Raw genomic sequence first — 21310 nt, 5'->3', positions numbered from 1 at the left:
TTATTTCGTCTGCACTTGTTGCGCTTTCTGAGCGGCTATCCGGTGTCCTTCGATATAACGTCTGGATTCAGCCATCTCATGCTCCTGAGCAGCTTCCATAATAATATGAACCCCCGGCTTGTACTGCTCCAGCAGTTCCATGTAGAGGCCATAGTTCATGTCTCCAAAACCCGGCGGCACCGTCTCAATTTCACCCGACGATGACAAACGCCGGTCTTTGGCATGCGCAGCGATAATCCGGGGGCCCAGCAGTTGGAAAGCTTCCCGAATGATCTCATCCTGCTGCGCCATATTTTCCGTTTTCAGCAGATTACCAGGATCAATCACAACACCGATGTGTGAAGAGGGCACTTCCTCCAGAAAGGTAGCCAACTCTACGGCAGTTCCTACCAAGTGATCGTTTGCAGCTTCCAATCCTACGAATACGCCCCACTTCTCCGCTTCATCTGCTAATTCACGCACTACTTCCCTTACAACTCTCCAGTCACGTTCCGTATAGGCGGTACCATCCTCATTACGTCCCACTTCAGCTGCAACCATGGGTGCTCCTAACAGACCCGCATATCGGATCAGCTCTTTAAAGCGCTCTACATTTTCACGCAGCAATTCCTCATCCTGTACAAAAAAATGCAAATAGCACCCGAGCACCGATATGGAAACACCATGCTTACGAAATTCTTCTGCGATAGACAGTGCCAATCCCGGATTGAACTTACCCGATTTATTAAAATCCACATCACTGATCGCTCTCCACGGAGCCAGCTGAACATGAGTAAAGCCCGCTGCGCCTACCTTTGCAGCCAATTCGCGATAAGGCAACTTGCCAAACAAATGTGCCAATACACCTACTGTCACTAAAATTCACCTCTTATTTTTATTTTTGTATGCTACTTGTTACCGTACTCTGCTCCAAGGTCTCATTGATGATGTGCGTAATCCGCTCCACTTCATCATGAATAAAAAAGTGTCCTCCCTCAAAGGTAAACATACGAAATTGCTGATCCGTATGCTGTGCCCATGCCTCCGCATCTTGTAAGGTCACCGTGTTATCGGTCATTCCCGTCAAAGCGGTGATAGGACAATGTAAAAGTGCGGCTTTAGCCGTGTACTTATACAACTCAACAGCTTTGAAATCCGCTCTTAACACGGGCATAAAATAGTCGTATAATTCCTGATTGTCAAAAATCGCTTCCGAAAGCTGACCGTACCGCTGCAAATGCGTCCTGAACTGATCTGCGGGCAGATCGTGTAACCACGGGGAATTTCTTGGGACATGCGGTGCCCGTCCACCCGAAACGAACAGATGAGCAGGCTTGCCATATCCACCGGCCACCAGCTTGTAGTACAGCTCGAATGAGATCATCGTCCCCATACTGTGGCCGTATATGGCATAAGGATTGCCGGGGGCTATCTCTTCGCTGATCTTGTGCAACAGATCCTCGCTCATCTCCTCAATGCTTTCCTTTAGCGGTTCCCCAGAACGAATACCCCTGCCCGCTAATTCCAGTGGAACAAGCTTAATCTGCGGAAGTAGCGACTTTTTCCATTTGAAGCTGACCGACGCCGATCCGCCTGCATATGGGATGAAAAATAATGTGATAGGTGCCATTCTTGCAACCTCCTGCCTTGCTAAGTTCTAACTTTTTCATTTTAGCATAAAAAGGTATATTTACCCATTTCAAATATTTTGCAAATCCCAGAAGAAAGGTTAAGAAAATCAAGCGCATTTTACATAAAGCGGGAAATGTCTTCCTAAAGGAAGAATGGCTTCATGTTTGAATATAATCATGTATTGGGCCTTTTATTTTTTCAAATCGAGAGGAGTTCTGCGCCGTGAAGTATGGTTTCTTCGATGATGTCAATCAAGAATATGTCATCCACACCCCTCAAACCCCTTATCCTTGGATTAATTATTTAGGTAATGAACGATTTTTTGGACTGATTTCCAATACAAGTGGCGGCTATGCATTTTACCGTGATGCTCGCTTACGTCGCTTAACACGTTACCGGTACAATAATATTCCTGTCGATAACGGTGGTCGTTATTTTTATATTTATGATGATGGGGATTATTGGACTCCAGGCTGGATGCCGGTCAAACGGGAGCTGGAGCAGTATGAATGCCGCCATGGACTTGGTTATACCTCAATTATGGGAGAACGCAACGGTATTCGAGCCACGCAGCTGGCTTTTGTACCCCTATCCTTTGACGGCGAAGTCCATCAGGTTAAGCTTCAGAACACATCGTTACAAACCAAAAAGATCAAACTCTTTTCGTTCGTGGAATTTTGTCTGTGGAACGCCTATGACGATATGACCAACTACCAGCGCAACTTGAACACGGGCGAGGTTGAGATACAGGACTCTGTCATTTATCACAAAACGGAATACCGTGAACGCCGCAATCACTATGCTTTTTTCTCTGCTAATCGTCCGCTAGCGGGTTATGATACAGATCGTGAAGCTTTTCTGGGACTCTACAACGGATTAGATCAGCCTCAAACGGTCGCCGCTGGGCAAGCCTCGAACTCTATTGCCAGCGGATGGTCCCCTGTCGGATCACATTGCATTGAGATCACGCTGGAGCCAGGCAAAGAAACAAGCTGTAACTTTATACTCGGTTATGTGGAAAATCCCGAGGAAGAGAAATGGGAGTCCCACGGTGTTATTAATAAAAAACAGGCACATGCCATGATTGCGCAGTTTGCGGATGAAACCGATGTAAAACAAGCTTTGAGTGAACTCCGAGCCTATTGGTACAATCTGCTGTCCAAGTACACCCTTCAAAGCCACGACGACAAGCTGAACCGAATGGTAAACATATGGAACCCGTATCAATGCATGGTTACATTCAATATGTCACGTTCAGCTTCGTATTTTGAATCTGGTATCGGACGTGGTATGGGCTTCCGGGATTCAAATCAAGATTTGCTCGGTTTCGTCCACCAAATACCGGAGCGGGCACGGGAACGGATTATCGACATTGCCTCTACTCAATTTGAAAACGGCGGAGCTTATCATCAGTACCAACCGTTAACCAAAAAAGGAAACCACGAGGTTGGCGGTGGCTTTAACGACGATCCGTTATGGCTTATTGTCGGTACCGCAGCGTATATCAAAGAAACGGGAGACTTTGGCATACTGGACGAACAAGTGCCCTTTGACGGAAATGTAGAGCGTGCGGCTACGCTGTTTGAACATTTGAAGCGTTCTTTTTACCATGTAATAAATAATCTTGGTCCGCATGGTCTTCCACTCATTGGCCGAGCTGACTGGAACGATTGTCTGAATCTCAATTGTTTTTCCGCTACACCCGATGAGTCCTATCAGACAACACAGAATTTGGAGGGCCGAGTAGCTGAATCCGTGTTTATCGCCGGACTATTCGTATATACGGGACCGGATTTTATTGAGCTCTGCAAGCGCAGAGGTTTGGATGAAGAAGCGTCCACAGCTCAAGCCCATGTGGATCGTATGCGAGCAGCTACATTGGAGCATGGTTTTGATGGGGAATGGTTCTTACGTGCGTATGACCATTATGGAGACAAAATAGGAAGCAAGGATTGTGAGGAAGGTCAAATTTTCATTGAACCTCAAGGTTTCTGTGTCATGGCAGGAATTGGTGTTGAAGAAGGCTTGGCACATAAAGCTCTCGATTCTACACGTGATCGACTGGAAACTCCCTACGGCATCGTGCTGCAACATCCATCTTATTCCCGTTACTACATCAATCTGGGCGAAATCTCATCTTACCCTCCCGGGTATAAGGAAAATGCCGGTATTTTCTGCCACAATAACCCGTGGATTATGATGGCGGAAGCCGTAATAGGACGTGGAGATCGCGCTTTTGAGCTATATAGCAAAATTGCACCTGCCTATCTGGAGGACATCAGCGACATTCACCGCACCGAGCCGTATGTGTATGCACAAATGATTGCGGGCAAGGATGCTGTTCGTGAAGGCGAAGCCAAAAATTCCTGGCTGACGGGTACAGCGGCATGGAACTTTATAGCTATTACTCAATCCATCCTCGGTATCCAGCCGGAATGGGACGGTCTGCGTATTGACCCGTGCATTCCTACAGCCTGGGACGAATTCATAGTCACCCGCGTCTTCCGTGGCGATACCTACGTGATCCATATCACGAATCCACAGCATGTCTCCAAGGGTGTAGCTACGGTTACTGTAGACGGTACCCTCCTTACGAATAATATTCTGCCGGTTGCAGCGGACGGGGCTATCCACCAAGTAAAAGTGTTACTAGGCTAACAAGTTCATGGCCTTCAAAAAAATTAGCTTCAACTTCATCACATAGTATCTTATAATACGAGAATGGCTAAAGATACATTAAGTGTGGTGACATCATGAACAAGACAAAACGGCTTACTCAAACCATGGATTACAAAACAAAGCAAGCCCACTGGGTACGCAAAATGTTATTACTGTATTGGATGATTATAGCTGTACATTTTATCGTCCAGCTGGGCAGCTACTTATTTCTTGATTACGCCGCTTCGCCTTATGAATTTTACGTCGGAACCCTGATTGTTCCTACGCTAATCATGAGTGGTTCCAACTTACTGGCAGAGTTGGCTCATTTTAAATTTAACAGGTATTCTTTTGCGATCCTGTTTATGGCAAGCACCGTCATTTGCTGGATGATTATTCGCCTAAATTATGATATCCGGATTATTCCTGCGCTATGTTTGTTGCCTATTTTCTCTTCTATTCTGTTCTTCAATCGTCGCTTAATATGGCTTTCCTTTGTATTGCAAGTGGTCGTCTTTTTTCTGTTGCTGGCAGCAGATGGATCATTCCGCAGCTATTTGTCAGACTTTGATATTGTGGCGATTCCAACCTTTTTGATTATGTCCACCTTTCTTGCTCTCATTATTCAGGCCAGCGGCCGCGATTTGTTAGTGGATTTGTATAAAACAAAGCGTGCCCAACAGGAATTAATGATCAGTAATGCGATTATCAGCAAAATGTCAATGACTGATGGTTTGACAAAGCTGTACAATCATTTGTCCTTTCAAAACTTTTATGAAAAAGCACTCGAATATGCTGAACAAGGAGCGATCATCCATCTGGCGTTAGTGGATATTGATAATTTCAAGAAAATCAATGACAATTACGGACATCAGTTCGGTGATAAAATTTTGGAAGGCATCTCTCAAATCATTACAGAGCAAATTACAGCGAATGACATTCCGGCCCGCTATGGCGGTGAAGAATTTGCTATTTTGATGTTTGAGCATACTTCTGAGGAAGCCTATCAGATCGTTGAGAATATCCGGCGTGAAGTAGAGAATATGACCTTTCAGGAGAAAATGCAAATCGTTTCCGTAACCGTTAGCATTGGATTAAAAGGCTATACCGAGGATATGAACAAAGACAAAGATGTATTTTTCCAGGAGACAGACAACTATTTGTATCAAGCCAAGCGCTCCGGGAAAAACAAAATTGTTGCTCTTAATCATACCGCTTAATGTAAAAACGCTTCATTTGATGAGACTCCGGCTTGCCGGAGTTTTCTTGTATATAGAGCTCAAAATTTAATAGAGTTGACAACTCCATAAGTTGAAACTAAAATAGTTACATATGTATTGGTTATTTACTTACTAAAAATAAGTCTAAGGAGATGATTTTTGTATGCCAACCCTCGTTATTGTCGTTCACCCTGATCTTGCGGAATCTCGAATTAACAAAAGATGGGTGCAAGAACTCAAGAAACAATCCGGCGTGACCGTTCACAACCTGTATGAAGTATATCCGGATGAGCAAATCAATGTCGCCCAGGAGCAGGAACTGCTAGAGCAGCATGACCGTATCGTTCTGCAATTTCCTTTTTACTGGTACAGCACTCCTTCCCTACTGAAAAAATGGCTGGATAAGGTTCTAACCTACGGCTGGGCTTATGGGAGCGAAGGTGGCAAGCTACAGGGCAAAGAGTTGTTGATTGCCTTGTCTGCTGCCAGTGTTGAGGAAAACTATCAACATGACGGACGGAATAGGTATACGATCGAAGAGCTACTGAGACCTCTGGAAGCTACAGGCCATATGATTGGTGTCAAATTGCTCCCTTATTTCGTACAATATGGTGCTGCAGTACTGACCGATGAGCAACTAGACCAATCCGCACAAAAATACGCGCAAACAGTTATTTCTTAATTTTTTACTAGAAAGCCCCTTGGACGGCGCCTGTCATACCTGCTTTACAGCAGACGGCAGCTCCAACCAAGGGGCTTTACTGATTGATTACATCGTAACCAAGGTACTGGTTACCTGTGCCATGCTTTCTTTAATAATGTCGCAGCCCTTACGCAAGTTTTCCAAGCTTATCGTTAACGCTGGCATAATTTTAATTACTGTATCGTTACGCCCAGCACGCTCAACAATGAGTCCCCTACTAAAGCAGAGAGTCGTTACCTCCTTGGCGAACGCTTCTCCCAGATGAGATACATCAATCCCCCAGATCAATCCCATGCCGCGAATTTCAATAAGAGGATCTATGGATTGGATTTGTTCACGCAAGAACTGCTGAACAAAAGCCTCTTTTTCCTTCACTTGTGCTTCCAGCCCTACCGTATCTCTGAACTCAAGCGCCGCCTTTGCCCCGACGAAAGCAAGCTGATTTCCACGGAAGGTGCCGTTATGCTCACCTGGACTCCATATATCCAATTCTGGCTTGAGCAGCAATAGAGACATGGGCAAACCGTATCCACTGATCGACTTGGACAAAACAACCATATCAGGAACGATTCCCGCCCGCTCGAATGAGAAGAACGAACCAACTCGACCGCAACCGACTTGAATATCGTCCACAATAAGCAAAATATCATGATCATCGCACAACTGTCGCAAATCACGCAGCCATTCGGTATCTGCAATATGAATGCCGCCTTCAGCCTGTACCGTTTCCAAAATGATCGCGGCAGGCTTTTCCACACCTGAATGGGTGTCTGTTAAAAGCTGCTCCATATACAAAATGGTATCCATTCCGTTAAATGTGCTGTTATAAGGTATAAAGGTAACATTGTTCAGGGGAACCCCTGCGCTCTCTCGCATGGAGGTGTTGCTGGTAATCGATAAACTACCCAGCGACATTCCGTGGAACGCACCCATAAAGGCAAAAATACCATTTCTGTTTTTCACCTTGCGTGCAAGTTTCAGTGCTGCTTCCACCGCATTGGTTCCGGTCGGTCCGCAAAATTGCAGCTTATAATTCAAGCCCTTGGGCTGGAGAATACGCTCTGAAAAAGACTCCATAAACTCTTGCTTGGCCGTCGTGTACATATCCAGACCATGCATAATCCGATCGGATGTCAAATAATCCAATAACCGGTTTTTCATAAAATCATTATTATGCCCATAGTTCAAAGCCCCTGCCCCGGCAAAAAAGTCAATGTAACCCTTGCCTGTCTCCGTGTACAGTACATCGTTTTTAGCTTTGTTGAATACAACTGGAAAACTTCTGCAATAGGATCTTACATTGGACTCCAGCGCTTCGAATGTGTTCATGATCTCTCGTCCTCCCGCTGACCTGATTTTAAAAACATACAAGCATGGAAAGCAAAAAAAGTGTAAATATGTAATCTAAATGAGAAGACAGTCTGAATTCACAATGGGATATCCACACCAAAGAATCATGAGTACGATTACAAGAACAATTAAAGTACTAAAATTAAATACAGAGATAGCACATGAGAGTAGATTAGTAGAAGATTAAATAGTGGGTTTTTCTAAGAGGCCTATCAGAGGATGTCAACTCCTATGTAATAAAATACCATAATTTTCATTTAAGTCAATGCATGTTTCTGAGGTGTTTTGTTAAATTTTTGTAATTTATCATCAGCGGCTTGTAGTATATTGTTAAAATAAAACGAAAAATGTCGTATTATAGTGATAAATCTCAAAAATAGTACATTTCCATATCAAATAGATATACATCTGGACTAATTGTCCACAGGATTGTCACAACAAACCTGATCTTTTGACAGACTGTCCAAAGGAGTTTACTCTATCAACAGAACCTGTCAAAACTTGTTGTAAACATTGCAGTTATCCTAACTATTTGGCTCGAATTTGATAGAAAGATAAGGAAATATGATCATGTCTAATGTTTTGATTATTGAAGATGACAATATGCTGGGAGATACCCTTTCCTTGTATTTAACAGGAGAAGACTACAACGTTACTCGAGTGGAACAAGCGTCTGAGGGTATTGCAAGGCTTAAGGTCGTACAGCCCGATATTATTTTGCTGGATCTGCTGCTTCCAGATTTGGATGGCGTGAATCCCTGCCCACTGATACGCAAGCATACGGACGTCCCCATCATCGTGATTTCTACAGAAAACAACATATCAGAGCGCATTCGTACACTTACGTTGGGAGCAGATGATTATATTTGCAAGCCTTTTAGTATGCAAGAGCTAAAAGCACGGATGGAGGCTCTTTTTCGTCGTATTGAAATCACGCGCTTACAAGGAAGTGGCAGAGCACCTGAACCTGAAACGGGCATTACTTTGGATCTAGCGAGAAGAATGATTACCGTTAACGGACAAAATGTGGAGACAACATATTCAGAATTTGAGCTTATGAAGCTTTTTTATTTGAACCGAGGAATTGTATTCAGCAGGTATGCTTTAATTCAGGCTCTCCGTGGCACAGACTCCTTTATTAACGAGAGGGCCGTGGACGTACATATTAACCATTTACGCAGAAAAATCGAAAAAGACCCTAAGAAACCGCAATTGATTAAGACCATCTGGGGAATCGGCTACAAATTTATGCAATAACACGGTCAGCTCCAAGGAAGTGATGACTTGATTTGGTTAATATCCTTCTGAACCGCGCTCAGATGCTCTTTCCAGTCTGGATACAGTTCTCCTGTTGAGGTTTCATTGCTGCGCTTCAATGCCTTTTCCAGCTCTATAACCTTTGCCAGCAACTCAGGCGCGCACAGGTTCCCCGTTCCTCCCTTAAGCGAGTGGATTAATCGAAGAGCAGAAGATAACTGTCCATTGTCCATTTTTCTCACAACTCTTTTATCGAGATACTGGTATTCCTGTATCCATTTGTAAAGGGCAAATTGAAAAATATACACCTTGCCATCCATACCTGCTATCGACTGCTCAGCGTGAATACCATGTAAATCTTGCAGCCACGCTAAATTAATCCAGCTAGTTAACACTCTAGCAGCGGTCAGTTCATGGACAGGCTTGAGCAACACGGCATTAATACCGGCACGAAGACAAACTTCCTGTTCATGCTGCACAGCATCAGCGGTAAAAGCGATAATGGGAAGCCTGTTAAAAGCTTTGTTTCTCCGAATATGTCTCGCCGTCTCAAAACCATCCATCTCTGGCATATGCAAATCAAGCAGCACCATATCCCAGTAACGCAGTTCAAGTAACGCTATTAGTTCCCTTCCGTTCGTGACCATCGTTACCTCAAAGTTACGCTCTGCTAAAAACTCGGTAATCACCACCTGGTTAATTTCGTTATCCTCTGCTATGAGAATTTGATACTTTTGTGTTGTATCCCCTATCTCATTGCGGGAACTCATCGTCGCATGAGTCTCCAGAGTATTACCATCTGCAGGCACTGAATGTTCCTTCTTCCAGCAGAGAACCTCCAGCAGAGCGTTCCGGGTAACGGGCTTGGACAAAAAGGCATCCACACTATAATCCATGTCCCCTGCAGCTATTTTTTCCATCTGAAACACGGTTGTAAGTCCAATGATCTGAGTTATCTGCTTATCCAGCATTTGAAGCCATTGCCTCCGGGAGTCCAGTTCTCTCAAACCTTCCATCCCCATATCAATGATAACATAATCAAAATGCTCACCCTTTTGAAAAGCATCCACACTTTCTTGGAAGGATGAAATAGTGAATGTTTTTAATCCCAAGTCTTGCAGTAGTTCGTTCAAGCTGTATCTCACCAGTTCATGCTGCGCAACAATTAGGGCTTTGCCTTTGATTTGTTTTTCTATTCGTGTGCTTCCTGCATTCAATTCCCCAGTTTCCAGCTCGACATTAAAGTGAAATTGACTGTACTCTCCTAATCGGCTTTTCACCTCTACTTTCCCCCCCATAGCTTCAGCCAAATGCTTGCTAATGGCCAAACCCAGCCCAGAGCCCCCATATCTGCGGCTGGTTGCTGTACTCGCCTGGATAAAAGGGACGAATAGCTTGTCCATACACGTCTCGGAAATTCCTATGCCCGTATCTTCTACCATAAAAGAAACGCCTAATCGCCCTTCCTGCTGACTTAGCATTTTTACCTGTAACAATACATGTCCCTGATCCGTAAACTTGATGGCGTTGGTCAGAAGATTTGAAAGCACCTGCTCGATTCGAAGCGGGTCTCCCTTAAAGCTTTTCGGTAACGCCGGGTCCATTATAAATAGAACCTCTATTTCCTTATCTTCAAGTAAAGTTCCAACGGTATCTGCGAGATGCCGAAGCATTTTTTCCGGCTCGAATTCTACCTTTTCCAGTTCCAGACTGCCGGCTTCCATTTTGGAAAAGTCCAATACGTTACTGAGCATGGATGAAAGGGTACGAGAGGAAGCGAGAAGCTTGTGGAGGTAATCTCTTTGAACGGCAGTCAGTTCAGTCTTATTTAACAGCTTTGACAGACCGATGATTCCATTCAGCGGGGTGCGGATTTCGTGACTCATATGAGCCAAAAAAATGCTTTTCGCACGGTTAGCCTCGTCCACTTCCTTTCTCTTCTGCTCTGAGGCTTTACACTCCGTAATATCCAATGCGTGACCGATAACAGAGCTAGTAACCCCGTCCTCCATAACCGGATGTAAGGTAATGAGAGCCGAATATTCCCAAAACTCCAATTCAAATACGGTCCGATCACCGAACCAGGCCTGTTTGTAGTATTGGCAAAGCTGCTCCATCGTTTCAGAGGAAAGCTCCAAAATGTCCCCAAGACGCTTCACATGCTCCCTTTTATTGTAGTTGACTTGCATATTCAGACCCACGCGCTCCAGCAATTCACCTTCAAGCAGCCTATAATAAAATTCATTACCGCTTTTCTCCAGCTTGAAGGTAAAGCCAGGTTGAACACCTAGTAAATTCAGCAGATCACGGTCTTTGTTTAACAAACGTTGTCCATATGTATACTTAGCGGTGGTTAAAGTGTGCACAAACAGAGTCATGAACATTAGACCCATCCCTAACTCTAGCACGCAGGTCAACGGTGTTTTATCGCTTATGCCAAAACATAAGAACAAAATTCCCGCTCCTCCATAAAATACACCTGTGATCGCCTGACGAACAAGTTGACGCTGAAAAACCAAAACTAACAATAAAATCACGATAGCACATAGCACTAAATCTCGAACCAAGTGTTCACCACTCCTATAATCTTCCATTTTTAGAATATATCAAAAATACAAAAAAACTCAGGACAGATTCCTTATGCCATAAGGCTTAAAGAACTGTCCCGAGCATTCATTGTACTATAGATTCCATAAGGTTCAAGCTCGTTTTAATATTTGAAACGACTGATCATCATCTTCAAATCAGCAGCCATCGTCGAAAGCAACTGTGCTGAAGCTGATATTTCCTCCATGGAAGCCAGTTGCTCTTGTGAGGAGGCAGCAACTTCCTCAGATGTGGCGGCATTACCGGTTGCAATCGTCGCCAGCTCGTTGGCTGTCGCTGCGATTTCTTGTACACTGGCTGATATTTGCTCTGCAATCGCAGCGACCTCCTCTACCTGAGGTGTTGTCTCTCGAATGCCTTCCATCGCATAACCCAGCTTGACAATGGTTGCTTTGGAAATCTGTAGTCCATCCTGCACCTCAGTCGTGACCCTGTCCATCGTCTTCACTGTTGTTTCGGTTTCATGCTGAATTTCGGCAATCAAGGTGGCAATCTGTGTGGCGGATGTCTGAGACTGCTCTGCCAGCTTACGCACCTCATCAGCAACGACGGCAAAGCCTTTTCCATGATCGCCCGCTCTGGCTGCCTCAATAGCTGCATTCAATGCCAGCAGGTTTGTCTGATTGGAGATATCGCCGATAACCTTCGTAATTTCACCGATTTCATGAGAGCGGGCTTGCAAGGTTTGAATCATCTGGTTGGAACGCTCTACTGATTGATGAATGGAATTCATTTGCTCGCCTGTCTGCTCAACAGACTTTCGTCCTTCCTCGGCTTGCAAGGCAGATCGTTTGGCCAAATCAGCTACCGAAATCGATCGTTCAGCAATTTGGGTGATCCCTTGTGCAATTTCATCCAGGGCCACCGAATTATTTTCCAGCCCTGTAGTCTGCTTCTCTGCACCACTGGCAATTTCTTGTACAGCCTGGGACACCTGCTCACTTGCAGCACTGGTTTGTTCCGCGCTTATTGTCAGTTCATTGGAAGAAATTGTGACATGATCTGCACTGTTCCCTACGTTCTGAATGACAGATCGCAAGTTATTCTGCATATTTTGAAAAGCCACTCCTAATTCTCCGATCTCGTCCTCGCTCTTTACTTGAATGTCCTGTGTGAGATCTCCGGCGCTCACATTTACCGCTTGTTCTTTTAACTTTAAAATCGGTTTGATGATGGAACGGATCAGGAAATAAACAATGATAATACCAATCACAAGACAACCGACAATGGTTAGTAAAGTGCTGATCAAAATCGGTCCTGCTGCATCATCGACTTCAGACAAATACAGCGTTCCGCCTATCTTCCAGCCAGTCAGCTTGTTAGTCGCATAGTTCATATATTTGAGCTGGCCCTCATACTCATACTCGTATTCACCAGTATCACTCTGAAACATGCGTGATTCAATATCTGTAATTTTGGTACCTGGTTCCTTCGTCGGATGAACAATGTAAGTATGGTTGTTGTCCAGCAATATGGCATAACCCTCATGACCTACTTTAATATTGTTCAACGTCTCTTTAATACCACTCATTTTCAGGTCAATGCCAATAACACCCGATCCATCTGACGTTGCCTTGGACACAGTAACCGTCATTTGCTTCGAGCTTGCCGAAAGATAAGGAGAACTAATTGCTGCCTTCGCTTGTTCCTTTATCGCTTTATCGTACCAAGGTCTGACTCGTGGATCATAATTATCTGGTAATTGCTTCTGTGGGTAGGTTGTAAATTTGCCGTCCTTCGTACCATAATAAATGGATTCTGTTTCAGGATGGAGTGCAATATATTGCTTAAAGAATTCTTCCAAATTCGCCGCTTGTTCCTCCGTCTCTACCCGATTGCCTTTTAGTCTTTCTGCAAAATAGTCTGCGTCATGTACCTTGGGTTCAATAGTACTATCAATAATAAAATTAGTGCGGACAATAGCCTGCTCGGCACTTTCTTCAATCTGGTTTCGAATCTGCTGACTCGCGCTTATAAACGACAAAGCCCCCACGATCATGGACGGTAAAATCAAAAATGCAATAAAGGCGACCATTAGCTTCGTTTTAAAATTTTTGCTGAGCTTCCTTGCGACTAGCCACTTTTTCCCCGATAACTTCTTCATTAATAAACATCTCCATTTCATTACCTGTATTTCCCAACCTATAGCGAACCTCTTCGTCTTGCCGATGACGACAATCACCCGACAGACTCTCTTTCACATTTTTCACATCTGCTGCTAAAACGCTTGGACATAAAAGATATAAACACGCTAGTTAAATAGGTATATGTACTTATTTTCGAAAACAGCAAGGCTGGTCGGAACCGGTTCTTTGATATAATATACCTAAAAAATATTAAAAAAAATGCAGTATAGATGTTAAGAAAGTGTTAGTTTCATCTCACTATACCTACCACTTAACATGAAAATAATCCCCCTGAAGGTAGCAAACATAGGGTCATTTTTGAAAATCGCCATATATTTTCTACTCCCAAGGGGATTAGGTTCGATCGCTTTATTCAGTTCTAATCCAACAACACCTTCAGATCTTCGAGCCTGGTAACAGGTGCCTGACAGGTAAAATGCTCACACACATATACGGCTGATTTGCCTTCCACAAGATCATAATCACGGATATAAGGAGCCGTCTCTGCAATCTCCGACTGTCCTTCATCCTTCAAAATAACGACCGTATTCGGCCTGAACCCAGCTCGAACCGCCTGAATGAACTGTACGGTCTGCGGATCATCCCTGTGACCCACAATCACAATCTCCTTCGTCGTTCCCGTCGCATACAACAACGCGCTGAGCAACGCGGAGTGGCCTGACGGGTAATGAGCAACCATACCGCCAAAAGCCTTAAACTGCTTGGCTGCATAGTTCTCCAATCCAGATTCACCCGTTAGCCGCGCAAGCCGCACAAAATTATAGGCCGCAATGCTGTTACCTGACGGAATGGCTCCGTCATCAATTTCTTTAGGCTTGGCAATGAGCTGCTCACTATCTGACCCATAAAAGAATAATCCGTCCCGTTCCTCATCCCAGAACAAATCGATCATATTTTGATTGAGCGTCAATGCCCGTTGCAGATATTGTACATCGAAGGTCGCCTGATATAGCTCGATCAAGCCCCACACATAAAAAGCATAATCATCCACATAACCGGGATAAGCTGCCTCGCCGTCCCGATAACGCGCCAACAGCCGTCCGTCCTCCTGTCTCAAATGGTTCCACAAAAACGTCTCCGCTTTCTGAGCTTGCTCTGTATATCTCGTGTCTCCAAAAGCTTGTCCTGCCTTCGCCAGTGCAGCAATCATCAATCCGTTCCACGAGGTCAAAATCTTGTCATCTTTGTGAGGATGAACCCGTTGTTCTCTGGCAGCAAACAGCTTGGCCCGTAGCTCACTAACCCGCTGCTCCAGTTCCTGCTCAGTCAATTCATGCTTGATCCTATAGGCTTCCAGATTGATATCAATCAGGTTTGGAATGTTGTGACCTTCAAAATTGCCGTAAGGTGTAATCCCATACAAATCGTTGAAAAAGGCGGCATCCTTATCGCCTAGTACAGCCTTTACCTCAGAGTCGTCCCAGACATAGAATCTCCCCTCTTCTCCTTCGGAATCCGCATCCTCCGCCGAATAAAAGGCACCACCTGCATCCGTCATGTCCCTTGCGATATATGTAAAGATTTGTTCTGTAATCCGTCGGTACAGTTCCTTGCCTGTCACCTGCCAAGCCTCTGTATACGCGATGGCCAACAGAGCATTGTCATATAGCATTTTTTCAAAATGCGGCACCAACCACTTCTCATCCACGGAGTATCGTGAGAACCCCATGCCTATATGGTCGTAGATTCCGCCCCGGGACATCGCATCCAGCGTCTTCTCTGCCATTTCCAGTGCCTGTTGATTCCCCGTATGCTGTGCATATCGCAGCAAAAAAGACAGGTTATGCGGAGAAGGAAACTTGGGTGCTTCCCCGAAGCCGCCATATTCCTTATCGAAGGTGTGGCTGTATTCATGGAAAGCTTTAGTCAAGCTCTGTTCATCCAGTTCACCCCGATAACCCGCAAGCAAGTCCTGCCGCTCATGCTCGATCAGTACCTGCTCACTCAACTCCACCAGCTCTTCCGGCTGTTCTTTCCACCGGGTACCCACCTTGCCAAGCAGCTCCAACAGTCCGACACGGCCAAACTTCTGCTCCTTGGGCAAATACGTCCCTGCAAAAAAAGGTTTCTGATCCGGTGTCATCAATATCGTCAGTGGCCAGCCTCCATGCCCCGTCATCGTCTGGCAGATGGACATATAGATATGATCCACATCTGGACGTTCTTCACGATCCACCTTAATGGATACATAATCCCGGTTTAATACCTCAGCCACTTCTTCATCCTCGAAAGATTCTCTCCCCATTACATGGCACCAATGGCAAGTGGAATAGCCAACAGATAGGAAAATAGGCTTGTTATCACGTTTAGCCATTTCAAAAGCCTCATCTGACCAAGGGAACCAATTTACCGGATTGTGAGCATGCTGTAGCAAATACGGTGATTTTTCCTTGGATAGTCTATTCGGTTTGCTGCTCGTTGTCATGGGACATCACCACTTCCGTAGTTGAATTTTATACTTGGTACTATTTTACCCTAAATGGGTGGTAAAAGTCGGAAGAGATGAAAAAAGATAATGACTCTCAAGCATTATACTCATTAGAATTTATATCAAAGATCTCGAGAGCTTTCAGTAAGGCGTATTCACTTGTTCTGGCCCCTTCTTTGGAAAAATGTGCATCCGGAAACGCGGGCGACATATGATGGTACCCGGGATAGACATGTAATTCGACTAAGACTCCATCAAAGGCCAATTGTTTTGCAAAAAACAAGGATTCATCAATGAATAAATCAATGGTACCTATATTTATATAAGTCGGTGGTAATCCGGCCAATGACTTAGCACGAGCCGGCACATAATACTCACATACCTTCTCCTGACCCGGTTCATCCCCCAATACAGATTTCCAGCCAAAATAATTACTTTGTTTTGTCCAAATAAACTCTCCTGCGTATGGGTGCTCTGGTGCGGTACTTGTGCGATCATCTAGCATTGGCCTCATTAATCTTAGATGATGGATTTCGAATTCCTTCTGATCACGAATGTACAAGGCTAGGCCAGCCGCCAAACCGCCGCCAGCGCTGCTGCCCCCTACGGCAACTTTCTGAGTATCTATCCCTAACTCTTCCGCATGTTCAATGCACCATTTTAGGCCCGAATAACAATCCTGTAACTGACTTGGCTGTACATGCTCTGGTGCTAGGCGATAGTACACGGATACGCAACAGAAACCATGTTGTGCCGCAAGAGATGCATTAGCAGGACGATCCACGACTGACTTCCTAAGACCATCCCGCCTCCGTGTATCGAATAATATAGAGGCATCTTATGATGCTTTGATTGTTTGGGCTTAATGATTTCGATTTGAATATCTGGACCACTAAAATAACTTGGCACAGCCTTTTTTTCTAATGTAATAGGGAACATCTGCGTTACATCTATTTGTTGCATCATTTGAGATTGATTTTTACGTGCTTCCCTTAGTGTAGATTCGGTAAGATCGGTTGTTGGTATTAAATCAACTGCACTGATAATTTCTGGATCAATCAGATGTCTACTTCTACTTTTTTGCTCCCTCATAGTAATCTTTTCCTCACTTTCTTGTTTTAAAGACAATGAATTAATACATATTTCCCTTCAATTGTTGTTGTCGTTTATATTTATATTTTAAGTTTAAAATCAGCTTTATAAATGAAAACAACGAGTTAGAATCATTCTTGACATAAAAATTATAAAAAAATGGAATGCCAAAAAAGTATTTCGGAATCTGGCTGTGGGAATGCGAAGGCACATCAAACCTTTTACCAAACAAAAAGACGCGACCGGATTGGTCGTTCATAGCGATTATCCGGTCGCGTCTTAAGCTTATCACGTTATGTCCATCTACTTTTTATGTGAATAAACAATTTTCTTAATGGTTTCGGTAGAGAGGAAAAACTCATTAGCTAATTGCTCGATACTGCTTCTATTTTGAAAAGCATTTCTGATTGCGGCATTTCGCTGTTCTAGCAACCATCTCCCGCCACTCAAGCTTCCCCAATCCATATATTCCGTTTTTGGCTTAGGAATATACAGAGTCTCTCCTTGAACATATTTTTGGATTTCTATAATTAATTCTTGAGGTAAAACTTTGGAAGCATTCGTATATCTCAATTTTACTCGCCCCTTATTTTGATTTTTTAAAATAAGGTGCAAAGCCAAAAATATTAAAAAGCTTATTCAGCGTTAAAAATTGTTTCGCCCCATACAAAGTAACGCTTTCTTAATAATTGGCTTTGCATGAGTGTAAGAAGTCACAGACAATCCTAACAGATTCTCCATCAGTAGGCACCCCCTTTTACCTCGCAAGTATAGCATAACTTCTGCTCACCTGGGACCAGCTAAATGATATCAGCAAAAAGCAAGCGATTAAAAATTGAGCCGTTAGATAGCTGATTTTAAATACTAACCATGAATACGAACCACATAAATCTGTAGATTAATGCCACTAGCCCTACAATGCCCAACAAGCAGAAAAGTAAAAGCATAAGAACAAATTTTTTACCATCCATAACCGACTCCCCAATACTTTTTCCAGAGTGTGAGACACACTTTCTAACTTAGCTTCCGAATAAAAATTTGAAATTAAGTGCATTTATCCAGCTGAACAGGAGTCCCCGTTATCCTAAGAGCGGCTTCTAGATGTTACGGATTTACACTTTCTGCTTGGCTAGCCTGTCTTGCGTTTATTTTTTTCATTGCAAATCTTGCTATTGGCTGAGCATGGTAGGCTACACGAGTCGTGCCAATAATGATAATGTATAATCAAGCATAAGACTCATAAAGGAGCATATGAACCAGATGAACAATTTTTTGAATGAATTTGAGGAAAGATTTAGGGCAGGATTTTTGGATGATCTTAAAAGCACACTGAAAGAAGTGAAGAATGAGAAGGTTTACGCCTGTGCTTTTGGCACAGACAGCGATTTTGTCACCTTGTTTCTAGCTGTTAATACAGAAGAATCCCTTGTTAGACATATCACAAACATGAAAGCCGAAGGCCTGTGCGACAGCAAGGAAGATGAAAATTATTATAGATGGGGATTTTGCGAATATCAATTTGGCGATGCAACACACTTGAATCATATGAGCAAATTTCTATATGCAACCGAAAATGTGTTTGATTATAAAGATGAAATGATAAAAATTATGGCCAAGGTAGTTAAGGAAACAGACGACGTGCTTTTCAATCAATTTGGTCAAGCCAAAGAAGATATTATTTTTTTCGTGTCCATGACGGATGATGATATGGCCGAGGAACTCGAAGATCGGTCTGTAATTCAGATGACAAACGCCAAACTAGTTAATGGCTTCTTGCATCGTTATCAATAGAAATACAGTTTGAAATATTACACTCATTTCGTTCAGGTAGTTGCTTTAATTCGCAATTTGCTTGTCCCATGCATCTATTGATTACGTATCCTTTTCATTTGGTTTATCTCCATTAGATACGAATAAACCTATTTCTCCTCATGGTTCGAGTTGAAATAAGTTTATTTAAAGCTTTCATCCAGATGAACAGGAATTCTTACCATTCAACTTCTTCAAATAATCGGAAAACCATCTTTTTTTCAAATTCATCTAAAGTTCTAAATCCAGATATTTCTTCTTTCTTTTCTCCAAGTTTTATCAAAGTCGCTATTGCTAGGTCTCCCACCTTATAATAACCTAATAGTTTATCTTGGGGTTCCCTTTTTAATGATAATTCACTTAATTTTTTTATCATTTTCTCTGTACGGAAGCCTTCTTTTCCTATCTGTGTCATTGCATGATATAAGACTATGGGGTTATTATCTTCTAACAAATTTTCTAATTCACCTATTTGAACCTTCCCCTTCCGCTATCTTCTTTAATATACTTCATTTTAATCCCAGCTAAGAGCTATAAATTGGAATGACCGGGAACATGTTTTATCAGAAATAACCACTATGATGAGTTCCACATTTCTCTTCGCAAACTACGCCGCTATCATACTCATGGTATGGGAATCCGTTTGTTTTACTGAAGCGAGACTCCGGTGCAGCTTATGATTAACGATTCCGATTACCACGTCCGGCTCCATTACATCCTGATGGGAGAGCATAACCAATGTTGCAATATCCCCCCTATGATATGCCGCTGTCAACGCTCTCAGAAAAGTTTTCGAGTTTTCACTTTCCGGTAAGGATAACTCTCCTTTGAGGAGATCCTCCTTGACTGCTTCAAGCGATTTTCGTGCCCGGTGGAGTGCAACTTTTACCGCTCCCTCCGTTGTTTTGAGCATGTCGGATGTTTCACTAATCGAAAATGCGAACACATCTCGCAGCAAAAAGACAGTTCTCTGAAGCGGTGATAGATGATTCATTAAGGACTGCAACGCTATCTCAATTTCAAAAGTTCCATGATCCGGCACAGTTACTTTCGCTTGTTCTCTATTCAATACCCGACTGTAGACTGCTTTTCTCCGTATCTCGTCAATCCAGGTGTTCTTCGCAATCCGCAGCAAAAGCGCTTTGGGGTTTGTATGTTCGAAATTGTTTAACTTTCCTAATGCTTTTACCCAAGTATCCTGAGCCAATTCTTCCGCATCCCAATTTGATTTGGTAAGCGACAGACAGTAACGCTTCAGGACTGCCTGTAATTCCTCCAAGTTCTCGATGTTTATTGTATTATCTGTCATTTGTATAGAATCATCTATGCGCATAGGTCCTCTCCTCCACGGTCTTATTCTGCCCTTTCCTAGAGCAAAGCCTTTTGTTACCTCCAATGTAAACGAATAAGTGGTTGTAAAAGTTACACCATTTACGCAAATCGTTTTCCCATCGAAACCTCCGTATCTTTTTACGGCCTCGGTTCGTTTACAAGGAGAAATCAACTGAAAACAGGAAATTGGGGGTATCACAAATGAGTGTTTATGTTCCTTATGTTGTTGAGCAAACTGCTCAAGGTGAAAGATCGTACGATATCTATTCCAGACTATTAAAGGATCGTATTGTGTTTGTCGGGGCAGCCATCGATGATCATTTGGCTAACAGTATTATTGCTCAATTATTGTTTCTGGCGGCAGAAGATCCGGAAAAAGAAATTTACATGTATATCAACAGCCCGGGTGGCTCTACTTCCGCAGGATTTGCCATTTATGATACGATGCAGTACATCAAACCCAATGTACACACGATATGTACGGGATTCGCTGCTTCGTTTGGCGCGATCCTGTTGCTAGCGGGCGCCAAAGGGAAACGTTCGGCGTTGCCGAACAGTGAAATCATGATCCATCAGCCGCACGGCGGCGCACAAGGTCAGGCCAGCGATATTGCGATCAGCGCAAAACGAATTTTATGGACTCGTGAAAAGGCAACCCGTATCACAGCTGAACGGACCGGACAATCTTTTGAAAAAGTCGAAAAAGATATGGACCGGGATTTTTACATGTCCGCTCAGGAGGCACTGGAATATGGTGTTATTGATCAGGTGATCACTTCTTTATAGAGTATGCTCAAACCCTAATGATCCGCAAGAAACTTTAAGAAAATATGAGGTGATATCATGTTAGCAAGTTTACAAGGTAAGGAAGTAACTATTCATTTTATAGATGGGGCAAATGTATGCGACGGGATATTGGATCAGATTGACGACAAGTTCGTTAAATATCTTACGCAATATCAAACGCTTGTTATTCCTATCACATCTATTCGCACCGTATCCATTGACATTAAGGAACGGCAACGCCATAGAGTTGGATTCGCCCCTTGAACCTATTTTAGTATGGGTGTCAATTACATTGTACGGAGGCCCTATA

Annotated in this window: 16 protein-coding genes and 1 pseudogene; 7 read left to right on the top strand and 10 right to left on the bottom strand. The window is 43.4% G+C overall.

The window, feature by feature from the left end; translation table 11 throughout:
* Both MHH57_RS11670 and MHH57_RS11665 read right to left on the bottom strand, forming a co-directional pair.
* The gene (locus MHH57_RS11670) at positions 1-855 is read right to left on the bottom strand and encodes a sugar phosphate isomerase/epimerase (RefSeq protein ID WP_029515034.1); all 855 of its coding nucleotides are present in this window, start codon (positions 853-855) and stop codon (positions 1-3) included.
* 19 nt (positions 856-874) lie between these two features.
* A complete protein-coding gene (locus MHH57_RS11665; RefSeq protein WP_029515036.1) occupies positions 875-1609 on the bottom strand; it encodes an alpha/beta fold hydrolase in 735 nt (244 codons plus the stop codon).
* A 224-nt stretch (positions 1610-1833) separates the two neighbouring features.
* Here MHH57_RS11665 and MHH57_RS11660 point away from each other — a divergent pair, with 224 nt between their 5' ends.
* From MHH57_RS11660 to MHH57_RS11650, 3 genes are all read left to right on the top strand, one after another.
* Positions 1834-4269, top strand: coding sequence for a glycosyl transferase (locus MHH57_RS11660; protein WP_069011143.1), 2436 nt, complete (start codon positions 1834-1836; stop codon positions 4267-4269).
* A 95-nt stretch (positions 4270-4364) separates the two neighbouring features.
* Complete coding sequence (locus tag MHH57_RS11655) at positions 4365-5489, top strand: GGDEF domain-containing protein (RefSeq protein ID WP_029515039.1); 1125 nt, start codon at positions 4365-4367, stop codon at positions 5487-5489.
* A 163-nt stretch (positions 5490-5652) separates the two neighbouring features.
* The gene (locus MHH57_RS11650) at positions 5653-6171 is read left to right on the top strand and encodes an NAD(P)H-dependent oxidoreductase (RefSeq protein WP_029515040.1); all 519 of its coding nucleotides are present in this window, start codon (positions 5653-5655) and stop codon (positions 6169-6171) included.
* 87 nt (positions 6172-6258) lie between these two features.
* On the opposite strand, the gene ectB is transcribed toward MHH57_RS11650, so the two are convergent.
* Complete coding sequence (gene ectB, locus MHH57_RS11645; RefSeq protein WP_029515041.1) at positions 6259-7521, bottom strand: diaminobutyrate--2-oxoglutarate transaminase; 1263 nt, start codon at positions 7519-7521, stop codon at positions 6259-6261.
* A 591-nt stretch (positions 7522-8112) separates the two neighbouring features.
* Between ectB and MHH57_RS11640 the strand changes: the two genes are divergently transcribed.
* Positions 8113-8799 (top strand): response regulator transcription factor, encoded by a 687-nt coding sequence (locus MHH57_RS11640; protein WP_029515042.1) that lies wholly within the window; start codon positions 8113-8115, stop codon positions 8797-8799.
* A 5-nt stretch (positions 8800-8804) separates the two neighbouring features.
* On the opposite strand, the gene MHH57_RS11635 is transcribed toward MHH57_RS11640, so the two are convergent.
* The 5 genes and pseudogenes from MHH57_RS11635 to MHH57_RS11615 all read right to left on the bottom strand — a co-directional run bounded on the left by MHH57_RS11635 (position 8805) and on the right by MHH57_RS11615 (position 17646).
* Positions 8805-11366: a response regulator gene (locus MHH57_RS11635; protein ID WP_342435104.1), complete on the bottom strand. Its 2562-nt coding sequence runs from the start codon at positions 11364-11366 to the stop codon at positions 8805-8807.
* A gap of 143 nt (positions 11367-11509) precedes the next feature.
* Complete coding sequence (locus tag MHH57_RS11630; RefSeq protein WP_029515044.1) at positions 11510-13510, bottom strand: methyl-accepting chemotaxis protein; 2001 nt, start codon at positions 13508-13510, stop codon at positions 11510-11512.
* A 401-nt stretch (positions 13511-13911) separates the two neighbouring features.
* Positions 13912-15978, bottom strand: coding sequence for a thioredoxin domain-containing protein (locus MHH57_RS11625; RefSeq protein WP_318628365.1), 2067 nt, complete (start codon positions 15976-15978; stop codon positions 13912-13914).
* Between the two features lie 97 nt (positions 15979-16075).
* Positions 16076-17073: pseudogene (locus MHH57_RS11620) on the bottom strand (alpha/beta hydrolase).
* 303 nt (positions 17074-17376) lie between these two features.
* The gene (locus tag MHH57_RS11615) at positions 17377-17646 is read right to left on the bottom strand and encodes a CD3324 family protein (protein WP_039275052.1); all 270 of its coding nucleotides are present in this window, start codon (positions 17644-17646) and stop codon (positions 17377-17379) included.
* Between the two features lie 699 nt (positions 17647-18345).
* Here MHH57_RS11615 and MHH57_RS11610 point away from each other — a divergent pair.
* Entirely contained in the window at positions 18346-18864 is a 519-nt protein-coding gene (locus tag MHH57_RS11610) for a DUF4303 domain-containing protein (RefSeq protein ID WP_342435103.1), read from the top strand.
* A 196-nt stretch (positions 18865-19060) separates the two neighbouring features.
* On the opposite strand, the gene MHH57_RS11605 is transcribed toward MHH57_RS11610, so the two are convergent.
* Together MHH57_RS11605 and MHH57_RS11600 are read right to left on the bottom strand one after the other, a co-directional pair.
* Positions 19061-19336 (bottom strand): hypothetical protein, encoded by a 276-nt coding sequence (locus MHH57_RS11605; protein WP_039275043.1) that lies wholly within the window; start codon positions 19334-19336, stop codon positions 19061-19063.
* 153 nt (positions 19337-19489) lie between these two features.
* Positions 19490-20215, bottom strand: coding sequence for an RNA polymerase sigma factor (locus MHH57_RS11600; RefSeq protein WP_069011151.1), 726 nt, complete (start codon positions 20213-20215; stop codon positions 19490-19492).
* Between the two features lie 200 nt (positions 20216-20415).
* On the opposite strand from MHH57_RS11600, the gene clpP reads away from it, so the two are divergent.
* Positions 20416-21000 (top strand): ATP-dependent Clp endopeptidase proteolytic subunit ClpP, encoded by a 585-nt coding sequence (clpP, locus tag MHH57_RS11595; RefSeq protein WP_069011152.1) that lies wholly within the window; start codon positions 20416-20418, stop codon positions 20998-21000.
* Between the two features lie 57 nt (positions 21001-21057).
* A complete protein-coding gene (locus tag MHH57_RS11590) occupies positions 21058-21264 on the top strand; it encodes a hypothetical protein (RefSeq protein WP_039275041.1) in 207 nt (68 codons plus the stop codon).
* Positions 21265-21310: the final 46 nt, after the last annotated feature.

Origin of the sequence: Paenibacillus sp. FSL H7-0442 (assembly GCF_038593105.1) — a bacterium.
Taxonomy (GTDB): Bacteria; Bacillota; Bacilli; order Paenibacillales; family Paenibacillaceae; genus Paenibacillus; species Paenibacillus polymyxa_D.
Note: the sequence above shows the minus strand (reverse complement) of the source record. Positions and strands in the feature narration are given on the sequence as shown.